This window comes from Streptomyces sp. NPDC088812, assembly GCF_044750285.1.
In the GTDB taxonomy this organism is placed as follows: domain Bacteria; phylum Actinomycetota; class Actinomycetes; order Streptomycetales; family Streptomycetaceae; genus Streptomyces.
Window position 1 is genome coordinate 275,629 of the sequence record NZ_JBIVJP010000006.1, and the last position, 19,098, is coordinate 294,726.

Here is a 19,098-nt window from a genome sequence, read left to right on the forward strand (position 1 = left end):
GGGCGAGTGGATTACGCGCGGTCCGGGCGGCCGGGCCGTGCAGCGAGGCCCGACCGGGACGCTCCACGGGTCCGGCTGCCCGGCCGCCTACTCGTCCGCGAAGATCTGGTCGGCGGAGGGGGCGGTCACGGCGCGCCGGAGCCAGCGGCGCAGGATCTCGTGATCGTCGCAGGCGGTGACGCGCTCATGGGCCTCTTCCGGGACGTCGATGCCGCGTACGGCCAGGACGTCCAGGATGTCCTCGGCTGCGCGCCACATCTCGCCTTCGGCTCGGCCCTCGTCCCGGATCTCTTCCGCGATGAACGACTTGTAGAAGGAGAGGTCCACGGCCACCAGGTTCCTCCAGAGTTCCGCGGCCGGGCCCTTGCCCAGGCCTTGTGGGCGCACCGTGAGCAGGGGCCATTGGCGAGGGCCGAAGGAGACCGGGCGCGCGGCCCGTTCCGCGGTGGCGCGGTCCTGGCAGACGACCAGCAGCATCGGTTGCAGCCGGTACTTGGTGAGCAGGTACGAGAGGCGTAGTACGCCCAGCCGGCGGGCTTGTCCGGGTCCTTCCTGTCCTGGGCCTCGACCGCGAGGAGCAACGGCTCGTCGTCCTCCGTCTCCAGCCGGAGCAAGGTGTCGACACGGCGTTCCAGCGGCCGGGCCTCGGTGAGGTCGGTCGGCAGGACGGTGACCGATGTTGGGCGGGGCGAAGTCGACGCCCAGTACCTCGGACACCCGGGAGAACAGTCCCGGGTGGTCCTGGAAGACGCGGTGCATCGCCTCGTGGGACGAGCTGACCGTGGGGTGTTTCCGGGCCTCTCGTCGGTGTGGCGGGAGCGTGGTCCGCGCTCAGGCGGCCTGCGCGGGGACCGCTGTTCAGCAGTCGCGGCAGATGGGCGGTGAGCCTGCGCCGGCCAAGAACGGCTACAGCAGCGTCAACGACGGCAACTCCTGAACGGCAACTCGTGCGTCGAGACCGTGGTCTCCCCAGGCACCGGAAGGCCGGAAGGCTGAATCGGGTGCTGTCCCGGACGCCGGAGCCGGGGCGCCGGGCCCTTGTTTGACCTACATCACCTTCGGGGTATTCTCTCCGGCTCGATTGGCCAGGTCCCTGCCCCGTATGGCAGACTAGCGGGGTTGCTCGGTCGAGTGTTGATGCTGCGCGCCTCCCGCCGGGAGGACCGGAAGCGAGTCCCACAGTACTCGTCGTCCTAACTGCCACACGGCAGCGCTGGGGCGGACGTACGGGAATCTTTCGGGAAGTGTCAGTGCGGCGCCGACCAGGCGCCCGGTGGGCCTTTCGTCCCCGGCTTGCGGTTCCGGAAGGGCCGTGCTTTCCCCGCAGGGATGTTCGAACAAGGGGCATCTGTGTCGGTGAGAGCGCGACACACCCGACCGCGTGGGTCGGCGGAACGAGTCAGAGCGGGACACCGGGTTCCAGAGCGTTAGAAGAGACAGGACTACTGAGTAGCCATGGCGGGACAGAAGATCCGCATCCGGCTCAAGGCCTACGACCACGAGGTCATCGACTCCTCGGCGAAGAAGATCGTCGAGACGGTGACCCGCACTGGTGCGTCGGTCGCGGGCCCGGTGCCGCTGCCCACTGAGAAGAACGTGTACTGCGTCATCAAGTCGCCGCACAAGTACAAGGACTCGCGCGAGCACTTCGAGATGCGCACGCACAAGCGCCTGATCGACATCCTCGACCCGACCCCCAAGACCGTTGACTCTCTGATGCGACTCGACCTCCCGGCCGGTGTCGACATCGAGATCAAGCTCTGAGGCCGGTGATCTGAGAGATGGCAAAGCAGATCAAGGGCATCCTGGGCGAGAAGCTCGGCATGACGCAGGTGTGGGACGAGAACAACCGTGTTGTTCCGGTCACCGTCGTCAAGGCCGGCCCGAACGTCGTGACCCAGGTCCGTACGAACGACAGTGACGGCTACGAGTCGGTCCAGATCGCCTTCGGCGAGATCGACCCGCGCAAGGTGAACAAGCCCCTCAAGGGCCACTTCGCCAAGGCCGACGTCACCCCCCGTCGCCACCTCGTCGAGATCCGCACCGCGGACGCCTCCGAGTACACGCTGGGCCAGGAGATCACCGCTGAGGTGTTCGAGGCCGGCGTGAAGGTCGACGTGACCGGCAAGAGCAAGGGCAAGGGCTTCGCCGGTGTCATGAAGCGTCACAACTTCAAGGGCCTCGGCGCCGGTCACGGCACCCAGCGCAAGCACCGCTCGCCCGGTTCCATCGGTGGCTGCGCCACCCCGGGCCGCGTGTTCAAGGGCCTCCGCATGGCGGGTCGCATGGGCAACGAGCGGGTCACCACCCAGAACCTGACCGTCCACGCCGTTGACGCGGAGAAGGGTCTGCTGCTCATCAAGGGCGCGGTTCCTGGTCCGAACGGCGGCCTCGTCCTGGTCCGCACCGCGGCCAAGGGGGCCTGAGGTAACCGATGAGCACTGTTGACATCCTTTCGCCTGCCGGCGAGAAGACCGGTAGCGTCGAACTCCCCGCGGAGATCTTCGGCGTGGAGAAGGTCAGCATCCCGCTGATCCACCAGGTCGTCGTCGCGCAGAACGCGGCTGCCCGCCAGGGCACGCACAAGACCAAGACCCGCGGTGAAGTCCGTGGTGGCGGCAAGAAGCCGTACCGCCAGAAGGGCACCGGCCGCGCCCGTCAGGGCTCGACCCGCGCGCCGCAGTTCGCCGGTGGTGGCGTCGTGCACGGTCCCGTGCCGCGCGACTACTCGCAGCGGACCCCGAAGAAGATGAAGGCCGCCGCCCTGCGCCACGCCCTCACCGACCGGGCCCGCCACAACCGCATCCACGTCGTCACCGGCGTGATCGAGGGCGAGACCCCCTCCACGAAGGCCGCTCGCACGCTGTTCGGCAAGATCTCGGAGCGCAAGAACCTGCTCCTGGTCGTCGACCGCGCCGACGAGGCCGCGTGGCTGTCCGCCCGCAACCTGCCCCAGGTCCACATCCTGGAGCCGGGCCAGCTGAACACGTACGACGTGATCGTCTCGGACGACGTGGTCTTCACCCAGGCCGCTCTCGAGTCCTTCGTCGCCGGCCCGAAGGCCAACGACACCGAAGGGAGTGACGCCTGATGGCTACGCGTCACCCGAGCATCGCCTCCAAGGCCGCCAAGGTCGCCAAGGCCGCCCGCGTCGCCAAGGCGCGCCGCCACGAGGCCGAGGGTAAGAACACCGTCGTCACCGCGCCCAGCAAGGCGTACACGGACCCCCGTGACGTGCTGCTGAAGCCGGTCGTGTCGGAGAAGAGCTACGCGCTCCTCGACGAGAACAAGTACACGTTCATCGTCGACCCGAACGCCAACAAGACCCAGATCAAGCAGGCCGTCCAGGCGGTCTTCTCGGTCAAGGTCACCGGGGTCAACACGATCAACCGCCAGGGCAAGCGCAAGCGCACCAAGACCGGTTTCGGTCAGCGTGCCGCCACCAAGCGCGCGATCGTGACCCTTGCCGAGGGCGACCGTATCGACATCTTCGGCGGTCCGACCGCCTGAGGGCGGTCCGGATCGTCCGATATCGGACGAGGACTGAGAAATGGGAATCCGCAAGTACAAGCCGACTACGCCGGGCCGTCGTGGCTCCAGCGTCGCCGACTTCGTCGAGGTCACGCGGTCCACGCCGGAGAAGTCGCTGGTCCGTCCCCTGCACAGCAAGGGCGGCCGTAACAATTCCGGTCGTGTGACCGTTCGCCACCAGGGTGGCGGACACAAGCGCGCCTACCGCGTGATCGACTTCCGTCGTCACGACAAGGACGGCGTGCCGGCGAAGGTCGCGCACATCGAGTACGACCCCAACCGCACCGCGCGCATCGCGCTGCTGCACTACGCCGACGGCGAGAAGCGCTACATCCTCGCCCCGCGCAACCTGCAGCAGGGTGACCGCGTCGAGAACGGTCCCGGGGCCGACATCAAGCCGGGCAACAACCTGGCCCTCCGTAACATCCCGGTCGGTACCACGATCCACGCGATCGAGCTCCGTCCCGGTGGCGGTGCCAAGTTCGCCCGCTCCGCCGGTGCCTCCGTGCAGCTGCTCGCGAAGGAGGGCTCGATGGCCCACCTCCGCATGCCGTCCGGTGAGATCCGCCTGGTCGACCAGCGCTGCCGCGCCACGGTCGGCGAGGTCGGCAACGCCGAGCAGAGCAACATCAACTGGGGCAAGGCCGGCCGCAAGCGCTGGCTGGGCGTCCGCCCGACCGTTCGCGGTGTGGCGATGAACCCGGTCGACCACCCGCACGGTGGTGGTGAGGGCAAGACCTCCGGTGGTCGCCACCCGGTCTCCCCGTGGGGTCAGAAGGAGGGTCGTACTCGTTCGCCGAAGAAGGCTTCGAACAAGTACATCGTCCGCCGCCGCAAGACGAACAAGAAGCGCTAGGAGCGGGTTTAGATGCCGCGCAGTCTCAAGAAGGGGCCCTTCGTCGACGACCACCTGATCAAGAAGGTGGACGCACAGAACGAAGCCGGTTCCAAGAACGTCATCAAGACCTGGTCCCGTCGCTCGATGATCATCCCCAGCATGCTGGGCCACACGATCGCGGTGCACAACGGCAAGACCCACATCCCGGTGTTTGTCACCGAGTCGATGGTCGGCCACAAGCTCGGCGAGTTCTCGCCGACGCGCACCTTCCGGGGTCACGTCAAGGACGACCGGAAGTCGAAGCGCCGCTAACAGCGGGGTGGAATGACCATGACAGACACTGGAAGGACAACCATGGAAGCCAGGGCCCAGGCGCGGTACATCCGCGTCACGCCCATGAAGGCCCGCCGCGTGGTGGACCTTATCCGTGGCATGGACGCCACGGAGGCTCAGGCGGTCCTGCGTTTCGCCCCGCAGGCCGCGAGCGTGCCGGTCGGCAAGGTGCTGGACAGCGCCATCGCCAACGCCGCGCACAACTACGACCACACTGACGCCGACAGCCTCTACATCTCCGAGGCGTACGTCGACGAGGGTCCGACCCTGAAGCGGTTCCGGCCGCGCGCCCAGGGCCGTGCCTACCGGATCCGCAAGCGGACCAGCCACATCACCGTGGTCGTCAGCAGCAAGGAAGGAACCCGGTAATGGGCCAGAAGGTTAACCCGCATGGGTTCCGGCTCGGTGTCACGACCGACTTCAAGTCGCGTTGGTACGCCGACAAGCTGTACAAGGACTACGTCAAGGAAGACGTCGCCATCCGTCGGATGATGACGTCCGGCATGGAGCGCGCCGGCATCTCGAAGGTGGAGATCGAGCGCACCCGTGACCGCGTGCGGGTGGACATCCACACCGCCCGTCCGGGCATCGTCATCGGCCGCCGCGGCGCCGAGGCCGACCGCATCCGCGGCGACCTCGAGAAGCTCACGGGCAAGCAGGTCCAGCTGAACATCCTCGAGGTCAAGAACCCCGAGGTCGACGCCCAGCTGGTGGCCCAGGCCGTCGCCGAGCAGCTCTCCTCCCGCGTGTCCTTCCGCCGCGCCATGCGGAAGAGCATGCAGTCGGCCATGAAGGCCGGCGCCAAGGGCATCAAGATCCAGTGCGGTGGCCGCCTCGGCGGCGCCGAGATGTCCCGCTCGGAGTTCTACCGCGAGGGCCGCGTGCCCCTGCACACGCTCCGCGCGAACGTGGACTACGGCTTCTTCGAGGCCAAGACGACCTTCGGCCGCATCGGTGTGAAGGTCTGGATCTACAAGGGCGACGTCAAGAACATCGCCGAGGTCCGCGCCGAGAACGCTGCCGCCCGTGCGGGTAACCGCCCGGCCCGCGGTGGCGCCGACCGCCCGGCCCGTGGTGGCCGTGGTGGCGAGCGGCGCGGTCGTAAGCCGCAGCAGCAGGCTCCCGCCGCCGAGGCCCCCCAGGCCGAGGCTGCCGCCGCCGCTCCGGCTGAGAGCACCGGAACGGAGGCCTGACCGACATGCTGATCCCCCGTAGGGTCAAGCACCGCAAGCAGCACCACCCGAAGCGCCGTGGTCAGGCCAAGGGCGGTACGACGGTCGCGTTCGGCGAGTACGGCATTCAGGCCCTCACGCCGGCGTACGTGACCAACCGCCAGATCGAGGCGGCCCGTATCGCGATGACCCGCCACATCAAGCGTGGTGGCAAGGTCTGGATCAACATCTACCCGGACCGCCCGCTGACGAAGAAGCCTGCCGAGACCCGCATGGGTTCCGGTAAGGGTTCTCCGGAGTGGTGGATCGCGAACGTGCACCCGGGCCGGGTCATGTTCGAGCTGTCCTACCCCAACGAGAAGATCGCCCGTGAGGCCCTGACTCGCGCCGCCCACAAGCTGCCGATGAAGTGCCGGATCGTCAAGCGCGAGGCAGGTGAAGCGTGATGTCGGCCGGTACCAAGGCGTCCGAGCTGCGCGAACTGGGTGACGAGGAGCTTCTGGCGAAGCTCCGCGAAGCCAAGGAAGAGCTGTTCAACCTCCGCTTCCAGGCGGCGACGGGTCAGCTCGAGAACCACGGTCGGCTGAAGGCCGTCCGTAAGGACATCGCGCGGATCTACACCCTGATGCGTGAGCGCGAGCTGGGCATCGAGACGGTGGAGAGCGCCTGATGAGTGAGAGCAACGTGACTGAGCAGACTGCAGAGGCCCGCGGCTTCCGCAAGACCCGCGAGGGTCTCGTCGTCAGCGACAAGATGGACAAGACCGTCGTCGTCGCCGTCGAGGACCGTGTCAAGCACGCGCTGTACGGCAAGGTCATCCGCCGTACGAACAAGCTCAAGGCGCACGACGAGCAGAACGCCGCGGGTGTCGGCGACCGTGTCCTCCTCGCGGAGACCCGGCCGCTGTCCGCGACGAAGCGCTGGCGCGTCGTCGAGATCCTCGAGAAGGCCAAGTAAGCAATTCTCCTGCGGGGCATTCCTCGCAGGACAGTTCCGCCAGGCTCCGGGAGCCGCTCCGCTGAGCGGCTCCCGGGGAACCGGCAGACAAACAGGAGATAGACGTGATCCAGCAGGAGTCGCGACTGCGTGTCGCCGACAACACTGGTGCGAAGGAGATCCTTTGCATCCGTGTGCTCGGTGGCTCCGGTCGCCGCTACGCGGGCATCGGTGACGTCATCGTCGCCACCGTCAAGGACGCGATCCCCGGTGGCAACGTGAAGAAGGGTGACGTCGTCAAGGCGGTCATCGTTCGCACCGTCAAGGAGCGCCGCCGTCCGGACGGCTCGTACATCCGCTTCGACGAGAACGCCGCCGTCATTCTGAAGAACGACGGCGACCCTCGCGGCACCCGCATCTTCGGCCCGGTCGGCCGTGAGCTGCGCGAGAAGAAGTTCATGAAGATCATCTCGCTCGCGCCGGAGGTGCTGTAAGCATGAAGATCAAGAAGGGCGACCTGGTCCAGGTCATCACCGGTAAGGACAAGGGCAAGCAGGGCAAGGTCATCGCGGCCTTCCCCCGCGAGGACCGCGTCCTGGTCGAGGGTGTCAACCGGGTCAAGAAGCACACCAAGGCCGGCCCCACCGCCAAGGGTTCGCAGGCCGGCGGCATCGTCACGACCGAAGCCCCGATTCACGTGAGCAACGTTCAGCTCGTCGTGGAGAAGGACGGCAACAAGGTCGTCACGCGTGTCGGTTACCGCTTCGACGACGAAGGCAACAAGATCCGCGTTGCCAAGCGGACGGGTGAGGACATCTGATGGCTACCACCACGACCCCGCGTCTGAAGCAGAAGTACCGCGAGGAGATCGCGGGCAAGCTGCGTGACGAGTTCAAGTACGAGAACGTCATGCAGATCCCCGGCCTCGTCAAGATCGTGGTCAACATGGGTGTGGGCGACGCCGCCCGCGACTCCAAGCTGATCGAGGGCGCCATCCGCGACCTCACCACGATCACCGGTCAGAAGCCGGCCGTCACCAAGGCCCGCAAGTCCATCGCGCAGTTCAAGCTGCGTGAGGGTCAGCCGATCGGTGCCCACGTCACGCTCCGTGGCGACCGCATGTGGGAGTTCCTGGACCGCACCCTGTCGCTCGCGCTGCCGCGCATCCGCGACTTCCGCGGTCTGTCCCCCAAGCAGTTCGACGGCCGTGGCAACTACACCTTCGGTCTCACGGAGCAGGTCATGTTCCACGAGATCGACCAGGACAAGATCGACCGCGTCCGGGGTATGGACATCACCGTGGTCACCACGGCGACCAACGACGCTGAGGGCCGCGCGCTCCTTCGTCACCTCGGCTTCCCCTTCAAGGAGGCGTGAGCGAGATGGCGAAGAAGGCTCTGATCGCGAAGGCTGCTCGCAAGCCCAAGTTCGGCGTGCGTGGCTACACGCGCTGCCAGCGCTGCGGCCGTCCCCACTCCGTGTACCGCAAGTTCGGCCTCTGCCGTGTGTGCCTTCGTGAGATGGCTCACCGCGGCGAGCTGCCGGGCGTGACCAAGAGCTCCTGGTAATCCCCCTTTTAGGGATTCCTCAGGCTCTCGGTAAGCATCTGGGTCGGCAGAGGCCCACCTCCGCATGCCTTAGGCTTGTGGGGTTGGGCGTCTGCCGCCCGTACGACTTACTACGCCGTAGGTCCACCGCGCCGCACCCGTCCCGTCTCGGATCGGGGAGAGGGATGGCGCACCAGGAAACCCCGGCGAGAGAGGCCACAGGCCAATTCATGACCATGACTGATCCGATCGCAGACATGCTTACGCGTCTGCGGAACGCGAACTCGGCGTACCACGACTCCGTGACGATGCCGGCGTCGAAGATCAAGTCTCACATCGCGGAGATCCTCCAGCAGGAGGGCTTCATCACGGGCTGGAAGGTCGAGGACGCCGAGGTCGGCAAGAACCTCGTCCTCGAGCTGAAGTTCGGCCCGAACCGTGAGCGCTCCATCGCGGGCATCAAGCGGATTTCGAAGCCCGGTCTCCGGGTGTACGCGAAGTCCACCAACCTGCCGAAGGTGCTCGGCGGCCTGGGCGTGGCGATCATCTCCACGTCGCACGGGCTCCTCACCGACAAGCAGGCCGGCAAGAAGGGCGTGGGTGGGGAAGTCCTCGCCTACGTCTGGTAGCGGAAGGGAACGGAGGAAACAGCTATGTCGCGTATTGGCAAGCTCCCCATCACGGTTCCCGCCGGCGTGGACGTCACCATCGACGGCCAGACGGTCTCGGTCAAGGGCCCCAAGGGCTCGCTGACCCACACCGTCGTTGCGCCGATCGAGATCGCCAAGGGTGAGGACGGCGTTCTGAACGTCACCCGCCCCAACGACGAGCGTCAGAGCAAGGCCCTGCACGGCCTGTCCCGCACGCTGGTGGCGAACATGATCACCGGCGTGACCCAGGGTTACGTGAAGAAGCTCGAGATCAGTGGTGTCGGTTACCGCGTGACCGCCAAGGGTTCGAACCTGGAGTTCGCTCTGGGCTACAGCCACCCGATCACCGTCGAAGCGCCCGAGGGCATCACCTTCAAGGTGGAGACCCCGACCCGTTTCCAGGTCGAGGGCATCGACAAGCAGAAGGTCGGCGAGGTTGCGGCCAACATCCGCAAGCTGCGCAAGCCCGACCCGTACAAGGCCAAGGGCGTCAAGTACGAGGGCGAAGTCATCCGCCGCAAGGTCGGAAAGGCGGGTAAGTAAGCCATGGCATACGGGCAGAAGATCCTGAAGGGCGACGCCTACAAGCGCGCCGCGATCAAGCGCCGTCACATCCGGATCCGCAAGCGGATCAACGGTACGGCGGAGCGTCCCCGTCTCGTCGTGACCCGCTCGAACCGCCACATCGTGGCGCAGGTGATCGACGACCTGAAGGGCCACACCGTGGCGTCGGCGTCCACCCTGGACGTGTCGATCCGTGGTGGCGAGGGCGACAAGTCCGCGCAGGCCAAGCAGGTCGGCGCCCTGGTCGCCGAGCGTGCCAAGGCCGCCGGTGTCGAGGCCGTCGTGTTCGACCGTGGTGGTAACCAGTACGCCGGGCGCATCGCCGCCCTGGCGGACGCCGCCCGCGAGGCCGGACTCAAGTTCTGAGTCCTGGTTCCGTAGCTAGCGGAGACAGAGAGAGGTAATTCCAATGGCTGGACCCCAGCGCCGCGGTGGCGGTGCCGGTGGCGGCGAGCGGCGGGACCGGAAGGGCCGTGACGGCGGCGCAGCTGCCGCCGAGAAGACCGCGTACGTTGAGCGCGTCGTCGCGATCAACCGCGTCGCCAAGGTTGTGAAGGGTGGTCGTCGCTTCAGCTTCACCGCGCTGGTCGTGGTGGGCGACGGTGACGGCACCGTGGGTGTCGGTTACGGCAAGGCCAAGGAGGTGCCGGCCGCCATCGCCAAGGGCGTTGAGGAGGCCAAGAAGCACTTCTTCAAGGTCCCCCGTATCCAGGGCACCATCCCGCACCCCATCCAGGGTGAGAAGGCTGCCGGCGTCGTGCTGCTCAAGCCCGCGTCCCCCGGTACCGGTGTGATCGCCGGTGGCCCGGTGCGTGCCGTGCTCGAGTGCGCCGGTATCCACGACGTGCTGTCGAAGTCGCTCGGCTCCGACAACGCGATCAACATCGTGCACGCGACCGTGGAGGCCCTGAAGGGTCTGCAGCGTCCCGAGGAGATCGCGGCCCGCCGTGGTCTGCCGCTCGAGGACGTCGCCCCCGCGGCTCTGCTTCGTGCGCGTGCCGGGGCGGGTGCGTAATCATGGCGCAGCTCAAGATCACGCAGAAGAAGTCCTACATCGGCAGCAAGCAGAACCACCGCGACACCCTGCGTTCCCTGGGCCTCAAGCGCCTGGGTGACGTGGTCGTCAAGGAGGACCGCCCCGAGTTCCGCGGCATGGTGCACACCGTCCGCCACCTCGTGACGGTCGAGGAGGTCGACTGATCATGGCGGAGAACAACCCGCTCAAGATCCACAACCTCCGTCCCGCCCCGGGCGCCAAGACCGCCAAGACCCGTGTCGGTCGTGGTGAGGCGTCGAAGGGTAAGACGGCCGGTCGTGGTACCAAGGGCACGAAGGCCCGCTACCAGGTTCCGGAGCGCTTCGAGGGTGGGCAGATGCCCCTCCACATGCGCCTCCCGAAGCTGAAGGGCTTCAAGAACCCGTTCAAGACCGAGTTCCAGGTCGTGAACCTCGACAAGCTGGCGGCGCTGTACCCGGAGGGTGGCGAGGTCACCGTCGAGGGGCTCGTCGCCAAGGGTGCCGTTCGCAAGAACAGCCTCGTCAAGGTTCTCGGCCAGGGCGAGATCTCCGTGGCGCTGCAGGTGACGGTCGACGCCGTCTCCGGCTCCGCCAAGGAGAAGATCACCGCCGCCGGCGGTACCGTCACCGAGCTCGTCTGAGTGCATCAGGCGTCTCGATGACTTGAGCGATCCCGACCGGGGATACCCCACATATGGGGTATCCCCGGTTGGTCGTTCCTAGGGCGGGTGTGTCGCCGGTAAGGTGACCTGCACTGCCCACTTTCACAAGATGCTTCCCATGGGGCACCTTGAGCGGCAGTGGACCGTTACACATGTCGTTGTTCTTATTCCTCAAGACCGTCACCCTTGACGCAGATGCGCGGGGGTCGCAGGAGGCACCGTGCTCACCGCGTTCGCCCGGGCGTTCAGGACGCCCGACCTGCGCAAGAAGCTGCTCTTCACGCTCGGCATCATCGTGGTCTACCGGGTCGGCACCCACATCCCGATCCCGGGTGTCGACTACAAGAGTGTCCAGACCTGTGTGGACGAGGCCTCCGGCAACCAGGGCCTCTTCGGTCTGGTCAACATGTTCAGCGGCGGCGCGCTGCTGCAGATCACGGTCTTCGCGCTGGGCATCATGCCGTACATCACGGCGAGCATCATCCTTCAGCTGCTGACCGTGGTCATCCCGCGCCTGGAGGCCCTGAAGAAGGAGGGCCAGGCCGGCACGACGAAGATCACGCAGTACACCCGTTACCTGACGGTGGCGCTCGCCATCCTCCAGGGCACCGGCCTGGTGGCCACCGCCCGCAGCGGCGCGCTCTTCTCCGGCTGCACCGTCGCGTCGAGCATCGTCCCGGACCGCGCGATCTTCACCACCATCACCATGGTCATCTGCATGACCGCCGGTACGGCCGTCGTGATGTGGCTCGGCGAGCTCATCACCGACCGCGGCATCGGCAACGGCATGTCGATCCTGATGTTCATCTCGATCGCCGCCACCTTCCCCTCCGCGCTGTGGGCCATCAAGAAGCAGGGCACGCTGGCGGACGGCTGGATCGAGTTCGGCACGGTCATCCTGGTCGGCCTGGTCATGGTCGCCCTGGTGGTCTTCGTCGAGCAGGCCCAGCGCCGCATCCCGGTGCAGTACGCCAAGCGGATGATCGGCCGCCGCTCTTACGGCGGCACCTCGACGTACATCCCTCTCAAGGTGAACCAGGCGGGTGTGATCCCGGTCATCTTCGCCTCGTCGCTGCTGTACATTCCGGCGCTGATCGCCCAGTTCTCCAGCGGGGACTCCGGGTGGAAGACGTGGATCGAGGCGCACCTGGTCAGGGGCGACCACCCGATTTACATCAGCTTGTACTTCTTGCTCATCGTTTTCTTCGCGTTCTTCTACGTGGCGATCTCCTTCAACCCCGAGGAAGTCGCCGACAACATGAAGAAGTATGGTGGCTTCATCCCGGGCATCCGGGCTGGCCGACCGACCGCTGAGTACCTGTCCTACGTGCTCAACCGGATCACCTGGCCGGGTTCGCTGTACTTGGGTCTGATCGCTCTCGTCCCGACGATGGCGTTGGTTGGCTTCGGGGCAAGCCAGAACTTCCCGTTCGGTGGCACCAGCATCCTGATCATCGTGGGTGTGGGCCTCGAGACGGTGAAGCAGATCGAGAGCCAGCTCCAGCAGCGCAATTACGAAGGGTTCCTCCGCTGATGCGAATCGTCCTCGTCGGGCCGCCGGGCGCCGGAAAGGGAACGCAGGCCACTCGCCTGGCCGAGAAGCTGCGTGTCCCGCACATCTCCACGGGTGACCTGTTCCGCGCCAACATCAGCCAGCAGACGGAGCTCGGGAAACTCGCGAAGTCCTACATGGACAAGGGCGAACTGGTACCTGACGAGGTCACCATCGCCATGGCCAAGGACCGCATGCACCAGGAGGACGCCGTGAACGGCTTCCTGCTGGACGGCTTCCCCCGCAACGTCTCGCAGGCCGAGGCGCTGGACGAGCTCCTCCAGGGCGAGGGCATCAAGCTGGACGCGGTACTGGACCTGGAGGCCCCCGAGGAGGAGGTCGTCAAGCGGATCGCCGGCCGGCGCATCTGCCGCAACGACTCCGCTCACGTCTTCCACGTGACGTACAGCCAGCCGAAGCAGGAGGGCGTCTGTGACGTCTGCGGCGGTGAGCTGTACCAGCGGGACGACGACTCCGAGGACACGGTCCGCACGCGGCTGGAGGTCTACCACACGCAGACCGAGCCGATCATCGACTACTACAAGGCCCAGGGCCTGGTGGTGACCATCGAGGCCATGGGCCCGGTGGACAAGGTCACGCAGCGCGCCCTGGCGGCGCTGAAGCGCGAGGGCGACGACCAGTAGTCGTGCACGTCCGCGCAGCCGCGGTTCCCTTCGGGGGGCCGCGGCTGCTGTGTGGGGGTGGTGCGTTCCCCCGTATCGTTGAAGCGTTCGTTTCCGTCGTGTCGCCGGTCCAAGAAAGGCCGTAGTCCCCATGGTGCAGATCAAGAGCCCCGAGCAGATCGCCAAGATGCGTGCGGCGGGGCTGGTCGTCGCCGCCATTCACGCCGCGACCCGGGAGGCGGCCGTGCCGGGGGCGACGACGAAGGACCTGGACGCGGTCGCCCGCAAGGTGCTCGCCGAGCACGGGGCGAAGTCGAACTTCCTCGGCTACGGCGGTTTCCCCGCGACGATCTGCACCTCCGTCAACGAGGTCGTCGTCCACGGCATCCCCTCCGACGAGGTCGTCCTCAAGGACGGGGACATCATCTCCATCGACTGCGGCGCCATCGTCGACGGCTGGCACGGCGACGCCGCGTACACGGCCTTCGTGGGCTCCGGTCACTCCCCGGAGCTGATCGAGCTCTCCCGGGTCACCGAGGAGTCCATGTGGGCGGGCATCGCGGCGATGAAGCAGGGCAACCGGCTCGTCGACGTCTCCCGCGCCATCGAGACGTACATCCGCCGCCAGCCGAAGCCCGGCGGCGGCCGCTACGGCATCGTCGAGGACTACGGCGGCCACGGCATCGGCACCGAGATGCACATGGACCCGCACCTGCTGAACTACGTCGACCGCCGCAGGGGCAAGGGGCCGAAGCTCGTTCCCGGGTTCTGCCTCGCGATCGAGCCGATGGTGTCGCTCGGCACCCCGAAGACCCAGGTGCTCTCCGACGACTGGACGGTCGTCAGCACGGACGGCACCTGGTCGTCGCACTGGGAGCACTCCGTCGCACTGACGGAGGAGGGTCCGCTGGTGCTGACGGCTCCCGACGGGGGGCGGGCGAAGCTGGCGGAGCACGGGGTCGAGGCCGCGCCGGATCCGTTGGCGTGACGTTCCCCGGCGCGGGCGGGCCGAGCACGGCCGGTGTCGCCCCCGCCGCCCCTTCCCGTCCCGTCCCCGGGGGCTGCCGCCCCCGGACCCCCGCTCCGGCCCTGGACGGGCCTCGTCCTCCATCGCCGGACGGGCTATTTCTGCCGCCCCGAATTCGCCGCATAAGGATCTCCCGCATGGGGCAGGCTTTCCCGATTCGTCTTTCCGGGTGCGCTGACGTAGACTGACTCGTCGGCTCTAGTGCACCCGCATGTCTGCATGCGCCCGCAAGGGACAGCACGAGAGTCGATCAAGGTAGTCGATTCGAAGGGCGAAGCGTGGCCAAGAAGCAAGGTGCCATCGAGATCGAGGGCACTGTCGTCGAGTCTCTGCCGAACGCCATGTTCAGGGTCGAGCTCCAGAACGGCCACCAGGTCCTGGCACACATCAGCGGCAAGATGCGTATGCACTACATCCGCATCCTCCCTGACGACCGGGTCGTGGTGGAGCTGTCTCCGTACGACCTGACCCGTGGCCGGATCGTCTACCGGTACAAGTAGATCTTGCCCATGCCTCGTGCGTGAGCGCGGGGTGGCCGGCAACTGACCCGGAGAACCTCACATCCCATGAAGGTCAAGCCGAGCGTCAAGAAGATCTGCGACAAGTGCAGGGTGATCCGCCGTCACGGCCGGGTCATGATCATCTGCGACAACCCGCGCCACAAGCAGCGCCAGGGCTGATCGCAACCGATCTCACCCCTCTGCATCACGCAGAATCTTCGCGCGACGCGAGCTGAATATGTTCATACGCAGGGCCCAGGCGGGGGTTTCTCTTGCCTGACACCCCCGGCTCGGAGGCCGGGGACCCAGTTCGTACCTCGTACGGCGGCTGGGAGCCGGTCCTGCGGAAGACCTCCGACAATCACCAGGAGCCATTGAATGGCACGCGTTTCCGGTGTTGACATCCCGCGCGACAAGCGCGTGGAGGTCGCCCTCACCTACGTGTTCGGCATCGGCCGGACCCTTTCGCAGGAGACGCTGGCTGCGACCGGCGTCGACCCGAACACCCGAGTTCGCGACCTCACCGAGGAGCAGCTCGTCGCGATCCGCGAGTACGTGGACGCCAACATCCGGACCGAGGGTGACCTCCGTCGCGAGATCCAGGCCGACATCCGCCGCAAGGTCGAGATCGGCTGCTACCAGGGTCTGCGTCACCGTCGCGGTCTGCCCGTCCGCGGTCAGCGCACCAGCACCAACGCCCGCACCCGCAAGGGCCCGCGTCGCGCCATCGCCGGCAAGAAGAAGCCGGGCAAGAAGTAGTCCGCAGCGGACTCGCCGTCCAGCGGTCTTCGCTGTAGGACCGACCACCTCCCGTAGGAGTAATAGATGCCCCCCAAGGGTCGTCAGGGCGCTGCCAAGAAGGTGCGCCGCAAGGAAAAGAAGAACGTCGCGCACGGCCAGGCGCACATCAAGAGCACGTTCAACAACACGATCGTGTCCATCACGGACCCGGCCGGCAACGTGATCTCCTGGGCCTCCGCCGGCCACGTCGGCTTCAAGGGCTCCCGCAAGTCCACGCCGTTCGCTGCGCAGATGGCCGCCGAGTCGGCTGCCCGCCGCGCCCAGGAGCACGGCATGCGCAAGGTCGACGTGTTCGTCAAGGGCCCGGGCGCCGGTCGTGAGACCGCCATCCGCTCCCTGCAGGCCACGGGCCTCGAGGTCGGCTCCATCCAGGACGTCACCCCGACCCCGCACAACGGCTGCCGTCCGCCGAAGCGCCGCCGCGTCTGAGGCACGGGCTCGCGGCGGATCGGTGTCCGGCTGGGGGTGTGGGGGTCGTCCCCCACATGTCGCGGTACGGCTGCCGTCCGCCGAAGCGCCGCCGCGTCTGAGGCACCCCCGCTTCGAGGATCCGGGCGGTACGGCACCCTGAAAGGGCCGTGCCGCCCGTACCCTTGCAGTACCCGCATCCCACAGGGTGCGGTCTCCGTCGGACGTCAAATAGCGGGCGTCCACGAATGAAGGATCTGATCCACACATGCTGATCGCTCAGCGTCCCTCGTTGACCGAAGAGGTCGTCGACGAATTCCGCTCCCGGTTCGTGATCGAGCCGCTGGAGCCGGGCTTCGGCTACACCCTCGGCAACTCCCTGCGCCGGACCCTCCTCTCCTCGATCCCGGGTGCGGCGGTCACGTCCATCCGCATCGACGGCGTGCTGCACGAGTTCACCACCGTGCCGGGCGTCAAGGAGGACGTCACCGACCTGATCCTCAACATCAAGCAGCTGGTCGTCTCCTCGGAGCACGACGAGCCGGTCGTGATGTACCTGCGCAAGCAGGGCCCGGGTCTGGTCACCGCCGCCGACATCGCGCCCCCGGCCGGTGTCGAGGTCCACAACCCCGACCTCGTCCTCGCCACGCTCAACGGCAAGGGCAAGCTGGAGATGGAGCTGACCGTCGAGCGCGGTCGCGGCTACGTCTCCGCCGTGCAGAACAAGCAGGTCGGTCAGGAGATCGGGCGCATCCCGGTCGACTCGATCTACTCGCCGGTTCTCAAGGTCACGTACAAGGTCGAGGCCACCCGTGTCGAGCAGCGCACCGACTTCGACAAGCTGATCGTCGACGTCGAGACCAAGCAGGCGATGCGTCCGCGTGACGCCATGGCGTCGGCCGGCAAGACGCTGGTCGAGCTGTTCGGTCTCGCCCGTGAGCTCAACATCGACGCCGAGGGCATCGACATGGGCCCGTCCCCCACGGACGCCGCCCTTGCCGCCGACCTGGCGCTGCCGATCGAGGAGCTGGAGCTCACCGTTCGGTCGTACAACTGCCTCAAGCGCGAGGGCATCCACTCCGTGGGTGAGCTCGTGGCCCGCTCCGAGGCCGACCTGCTCGACATCCGCAACTTCGGTGCGAAGTCGATCGACGAGGTCAAGGCGAAGCTGGCCGGCATGGGCCTGGCCCTGAAGGACAGCCCGCCCGGATTCGACCCGACCGCCGCGGCCGACGCCTTCGGCGCGGACGACGACGCGGACGCGGGCTTCGTGGAGACCGAGCAGTACTGAGCGCTCCGCGGGGAGGCTGTACTGCGTCTGCGGGCCGGTTGTGGCTGGTCGCGCAGTTCCCCGCGCCCCTTGGGGCGCGGGGTTTCCGGGCGCCTGGAAAGGCGGCCGGATCTCCGACAGGCGACCGCCTGCTCGGATACTGACCCCGGTACCTGATACGGCCGGGGCAGACACACAGGAGAAGAACCATGCCGAAGCCCACCAAGGGTGCCCGTCTGGGCGGCAGCGCCGCGCACGAGAAGCTGCTCCTCGCGAACCTCGCGAAGGCGCTGTTCGAGCACGGCCGCATCACCACCACCGAGGCGAAGGCGCGCAAGCTGCGCCCCTACGCCGAGCGTCTGGTCACCAAGGCGAAGAAGGGCGACCTTCACAACCGCCGTCAGGTGCTCCAGGTCATCACGGACAAGAGCATCGTGCACACGCTCTTCACCGAGATCGGCCCGCGCTACGAGAACCGTCCGGGTGGCTACACCCGCATCACCAAGATCGGTAACCGCCGTGGCGACAACGCGCCCATGGCCGTCATCGAGCTGGTCGAGGCGCTGACGGTGGCGCAGCAGGCGACCGGTGAGGCCGAGGCCGCCACCAAGCGCGCCGTCAAGGAGGCCGACGAGGCCAAGGTCGAGGAGACCAAGGCCGAGGAGACCCCGGCCGAGGACGCCAAGGCCGACGAGGCTCCCGCCGAGGAGTCGAAGGACGCCTGAGGCTTCGCGCCCGGTGTCTGAGCGGGTCCGCCCTTTCCGGGGCGGGCCCGCTCTCGCGTTGCTGAGAGGATCTAGGGGTGAGTGACGAAGTACAGCCCGGGTGCGTACGGGTGCGGCTGGACCTTTCCTACGACGGCACCGAGTTCTCCGGGTGGGCCAAGCAGGCCGGAGGACGGCGGACCGTGCAGGGGGAGATCGAGGACGCCCTGCGGACCGTCACCCGGTCCCGGGAGACGTACGAGCTGACCGTGGCCGGGCGGACCGACGCCGGGGTGCACGCCCGTGGGCAGGTCGCCCACGTGGATCTGCCCCGCGAGGTGTGGGGGGAGCACCACGAGAAGCTGCTGAAGCGGCTCGCCGGGCGGCTGCCGAAGGACGTGCGGGTGTGGGCGCTGCGCGAGGCGCCCAGTGGCTTCAACGCCCGCTTCTCGGCGGTCTGGCGGCGCTACGCCTACCGGGTCACCGACAACCCCGGGGGAGTGGACCCGCTGCTGCGGGGCCACGTCCTGTGGCACGACTGGCCGCTGGACGTCGACGCCATGAACGAGGCCGCGCGGCGGCTGCTCGGCGAGCACGACTTCGCCGCCTACTGCAAGAAGCGGGAGGGGGCGACCACGATCCGCACCCTCCAGGAGCTGAGCCTGGAGAAGGGCGCCGACGGGATCATCACGGCCACCGTCCGGGCCGACGCCTTCTGCCACAACATGGTGCGCTCGCTCATCGGGGCGCTGCTGTTCGTGGGGGACGGGCACCGGGGAGCGGAGTGGCCGGGCAAGGTCCTCGCCGCCGGCGTCCGGGACTCCGCGGTGCACGTCGTACGGCCGCACGGGCTGACGCTGGAGGAGGTCGGCTACCCGGCCGACGAGCTGCTCGCCGCCCGCACCAGGGAGGCGCGGAACCGGCGGACGCTGCCCGGTCCGGCCGCCGGCTGCTGCTGACGGC

31 protein-coding genes and 1 pseudogene are annotated in these 19,098 nt (G+C 67.3%); 31 read left to right on the top strand and 1 reads right to left on the bottom strand.

Features of this window, described 5'->3' with window-relative positions:
• Window positions 1-87 precede the first annotated feature (87 nt).
• Window positions 88-759 (bottom strand): annotated as a pseudogene (locus ACIP67_RS13465) (hypothetical protein).
• A gap of 696 nt (window positions 760-1,455) precedes the next feature.
• Here ACIP67_RS13465 and rpsJ point away from each other — a divergent pair.
• The 31 genes from rpsJ to truA all read left to right on the top strand — a co-directional run bounded on the left by rpsJ (window position 1,456) and on the right by truA (window position 19,094).
• A complete protein-coding gene (rpsJ, locus tag ACIP67_RS13470; protein WP_003948644.1) occupies window positions 1,456-1,764 on the top strand; it encodes a 30S ribosomal protein S10 in 309 nt (102 codons plus the stop codon).
• Between the two features lie 17 nt (window positions 1,765-1,781).
• A complete protein-coding gene (gene rplC, locus ACIP67_RS13475; RefSeq protein WP_356249902.1) occupies window positions 1,782-2,426 on the top strand; it encodes a 50S ribosomal protein L3 in 645 nt (214 codons plus the stop codon).
• A gap of 8 nt (window positions 2,427-2,434) precedes the next feature.
• On the top strand, window positions 2,435-3,091 hold the full coding sequence (gene rplD, locus ACIP67_RS13480) for a 50S ribosomal protein L4 (protein ID WP_079660415.1): 657 nt from the start codon (window positions 2,435-2,437) through the stop codon (window positions 3,089-3,091).
• Window positions 3,091-3,510: a 50S ribosomal protein L23 gene (gene rplW / locus ACIP67_RS13485; protein WP_401691418.1), complete on the top strand. Its 420-nt coding sequence runs from the start codon at window positions 3,091-3,093 to the stop codon at window positions 3,508-3,510. The genes rplD and rplW overlap by 1 nt, the downstream gene beginning before the upstream one ends.
• A gap of 40 nt (window positions 3,511-3,550) precedes the next feature.
• Window positions 3,551-4,387 carry a 50S ribosomal protein L2 gene (rplB, locus tag ACIP67_RS13490; RefSeq protein ID WP_030788280.1) on the top strand — a complete coding sequence of 279 codons (837 nt, stop codon included), beginning with the start codon at window positions 3,551-3,553 and terminating at the stop codon, window positions 4,385-4,387.
• A gap of 12 nt (window positions 4,388-4,399) precedes the next feature.
• Complete coding sequence (rpsS, locus tag ACIP67_RS13495; RefSeq protein ID WP_384829932.1) at window positions 4,400-4,681, top strand: 30S ribosomal protein S19; 282 nt, start codon at window positions 4,400-4,402, stop codon at window positions 4,679-4,681.
• A 42-nt stretch (window positions 4,682-4,723) separates the two neighbouring features.
• On the top strand, window positions 4,724-5,071 hold the full coding sequence (gene rplV / locus ACIP67_RS13500) for a 50S ribosomal protein L22 (protein WP_019329637.1): 348 nt from the start codon (window positions 4,724-4,726) through the stop codon (window positions 5,069-5,071).
• Window positions 5,071-5,895, top strand: coding sequence for a 30S ribosomal protein S3 (gene rpsC, locus ACIP67_RS13505; RefSeq protein ID WP_389513308.1), 825 nt, complete (start codon window positions 5,071-5,073; stop codon window positions 5,893-5,895). Before rplV ends, rpsC begins: the two co-directional genes overlap by 1 nt.
• Before the next feature lie 5 nt (window positions 5,896-5,900).
• A complete protein-coding gene (rplP, locus tag ACIP67_RS13510) occupies window positions 5,901-6,320 on the top strand; it encodes a 50S ribosomal protein L16 (protein ID WP_004927269.1) in 420 nt (139 codons plus the stop codon).
• Window positions 6,320-6,544 (top strand): 50S ribosomal protein L29, encoded by a 225-nt coding sequence (gene rpmC, locus ACIP67_RS13515; protein ID WP_003998824.1) that lies wholly within the window; start codon window positions 6,320-6,322, stop codon window positions 6,542-6,544. The genes rplP and rpmC overlap by 1 nt, the downstream gene beginning before the upstream one ends.
• On the top strand, window positions 6,544-6,831 hold the full coding sequence (rpsQ, locus tag ACIP67_RS13520; protein ID WP_007384073.1) for a 30S ribosomal protein S17: 288 nt from the start codon (window positions 6,544-6,546) through the stop codon (window positions 6,829-6,831). Before rpmC ends, rpsQ begins: the two co-directional genes overlap by 1 nt.
• A gap of 104 nt (window positions 6,832-6,935) precedes the next feature.
• Window positions 6,936-7,304: a 50S ribosomal protein L14 gene (gene rplN / locus ACIP67_RS13525; protein ID WP_003998823.1), complete on the top strand. Its 369-nt coding sequence runs from the start codon at window positions 6,936-6,938 to the stop codon at window positions 7,302-7,304.
• A gap of 2 nt (window positions 7,305-7,306) precedes the next feature.
• A complete protein-coding gene (gene rplX, locus ACIP67_RS13530; RefSeq protein ID WP_030039760.1) occupies window positions 7,307-7,630 on the top strand; it encodes a 50S ribosomal protein L24 in 324 nt (107 codons plus the stop codon).
• The gene (rplE, locus tag ACIP67_RS13535) at window positions 7,630-8,187 is read left to right on the top strand and encodes a 50S ribosomal protein L5 (protein ID WP_016434630.1); all 558 of its coding nucleotides are present in this window, start codon (window positions 7,630-7,632) and stop codon (window positions 8,185-8,187) included. The genes rplX and rplE overlap by 1 nt, the downstream gene beginning before the upstream one ends.
• Window positions 8,188-8,192: 5 nt before the next feature.
• Window positions 8,193-8,378, top strand: coding sequence for a type Z 30S ribosomal protein S14 (locus ACIP67_RS13540; protein WP_003948630.1), 186 nt, complete (start codon window positions 8,193-8,195; stop codon window positions 8,376-8,378).
• Between the two features lie 209 nt (window positions 8,379-8,587).
• A complete protein-coding gene (rpsH, locus tag ACIP67_RS13545) occupies window positions 8,588-8,986 on the top strand; it encodes a 30S ribosomal protein S8 (RefSeq protein WP_007384075.1) in 399 nt (132 codons plus the stop codon).
• Between the two features lie 24 nt (window positions 8,987-9,010).
• A complete protein-coding gene (rplF, locus tag ACIP67_RS13550) occupies window positions 9,011-9,550 on the top strand; it encodes a 50S ribosomal protein L6 (RefSeq protein WP_099969705.1) in 540 nt (179 codons plus the stop codon).
• Window positions 9,551-9,553: 3 nt separating this feature from the next.
• Window positions 9,554-9,937, top strand: a complete 384-nt coding sequence (gene rplR, locus ACIP67_RS13555; RefSeq protein WP_389513310.1) for a 50S ribosomal protein L18 — start codon at window positions 9,554-9,556, stop codon at window positions 9,935-9,937.
• 43 nt (window positions 9,938-9,980) lie between these two features.
• Window positions 9,981-10,586: a 30S ribosomal protein S5 gene (gene rpsE / locus ACIP67_RS13560; protein ID WP_009190144.1), complete on the top strand. Its 606-nt coding sequence runs from the start codon at window positions 9,981-9,983 to the stop codon at window positions 10,584-10,586.
• 2 nt (window positions 10,587-10,588) lie between these two features.
• On the top strand, window positions 10,589-10,771 hold the full coding sequence (gene rpmD / locus ACIP67_RS13565) for a 50S ribosomal protein L30 (protein WP_361381371.1): 183 nt from the start codon (window positions 10,589-10,591) through the stop codon (window positions 10,769-10,771).
• A 2-nt stretch (window positions 10,772-10,773) separates the two neighbouring features.
• Window positions 10,774-11,229, top strand: a complete 456-nt coding sequence (gene rplO, locus ACIP67_RS13570) for a 50S ribosomal protein L15 (RefSeq protein ID WP_003974249.1) — start codon at window positions 10,774-10,776, stop codon at window positions 11,227-11,229.
• 241 nt (window positions 11,230-11,470) lie between these two features.
• Window positions 11,471-12,784, top strand: a complete 1,314-nt coding sequence (gene secY / locus ACIP67_RS13575) for a preprotein translocase subunit SecY (protein ID WP_401691423.1) — start codon at window positions 11,471-11,473, stop codon at window positions 12,782-12,784.
• Window positions 12,784-13,446: an adenylate kinase gene (locus ACIP67_RS13580; RefSeq protein WP_401691425.1), complete on the top strand. Its 663-nt coding sequence runs from the start codon at window positions 12,784-12,786 to the stop codon at window positions 13,444-13,446. The genes secY and ACIP67_RS13580 overlap by 1 nt, the downstream gene beginning before the upstream one ends.
• 130 nt (window positions 13,447-13,576) lie before the next feature.
• On the top strand, window positions 13,577-14,413 hold the full coding sequence (gene map / locus ACIP67_RS13585) for a type I methionyl aminopeptidase (RefSeq protein ID WP_389513315.1): 837 nt from the start codon (window positions 13,577-13,579) through the stop codon (window positions 14,411-14,413).
• Window positions 14,414-14,730: 317 nt separating this feature from the next.
• A complete protein-coding gene (gene infA / locus ACIP67_RS13590) occupies window positions 14,731-14,952 on the top strand; it encodes a translation initiation factor IF-1 (RefSeq protein ID WP_004927214.1) in 222 nt (73 codons plus the stop codon).
• A gap of 66 nt (window positions 14,953-15,018) precedes the next feature.
• Complete coding sequence (rpmJ, locus tag ACIP67_RS13595; RefSeq protein WP_003948619.1) at window positions 15,019-15,132, top strand: 50S ribosomal protein L36; 114 nt, start codon at window positions 15,019-15,021, stop codon at window positions 15,130-15,132.
• Window positions 15,133-15,330: 198 nt separating this feature from the next.
• Window positions 15,331-15,711 carry a 30S ribosomal protein S13 gene (gene rpsM / locus ACIP67_RS13600; RefSeq protein WP_401691428.1) on the top strand — a complete coding sequence of 127 codons (381 nt, stop codon included), beginning with the start codon at window positions 15,331-15,333 and terminating at the stop codon, window positions 15,709-15,711.
• 66 nt (window positions 15,712-15,777) lie between these two features.
• Window positions 15,778-16,182 carry a 30S ribosomal protein S11 gene (gene rpsK, locus ACIP67_RS13605; RefSeq protein WP_010354218.1) on the top strand — a complete coding sequence of 135 codons (405 nt, stop codon included), beginning with the start codon at window positions 15,778-15,780 and terminating at the stop codon, window positions 16,180-16,182.
• A gap of 247 nt (window positions 16,183-16,429) precedes the next feature.
• Window positions 16,430-17,452: a DNA-directed RNA polymerase subunit alpha gene (locus ACIP67_RS13610; RefSeq protein WP_003966937.1), complete on the top strand. Its 1,023-nt coding sequence runs from the start codon at window positions 16,430-16,432 to the stop codon at window positions 17,450-17,452.
• A gap of 188 nt (window positions 17,453-17,640) precedes the next feature.
• A complete protein-coding gene (gene rplQ, locus ACIP67_RS13615) occupies window positions 17,641-18,156 on the top strand; it encodes a 50S ribosomal protein L17 (protein WP_401691430.1) in 516 nt (171 codons plus the stop codon).
• Window positions 18,157-18,233: 77 nt separating this feature from the next.
• Complete coding sequence (gene truA, locus ACIP67_RS13620) at window positions 18,234-19,094, top strand: tRNA pseudouridine(38-40) synthase TruA (RefSeq protein WP_401691432.1); 861 nt, start codon at window positions 18,234-18,236, stop codon at window positions 19,092-19,094.
• Window positions 19,095-19,098 lie beyond the last annotated feature (4 nt).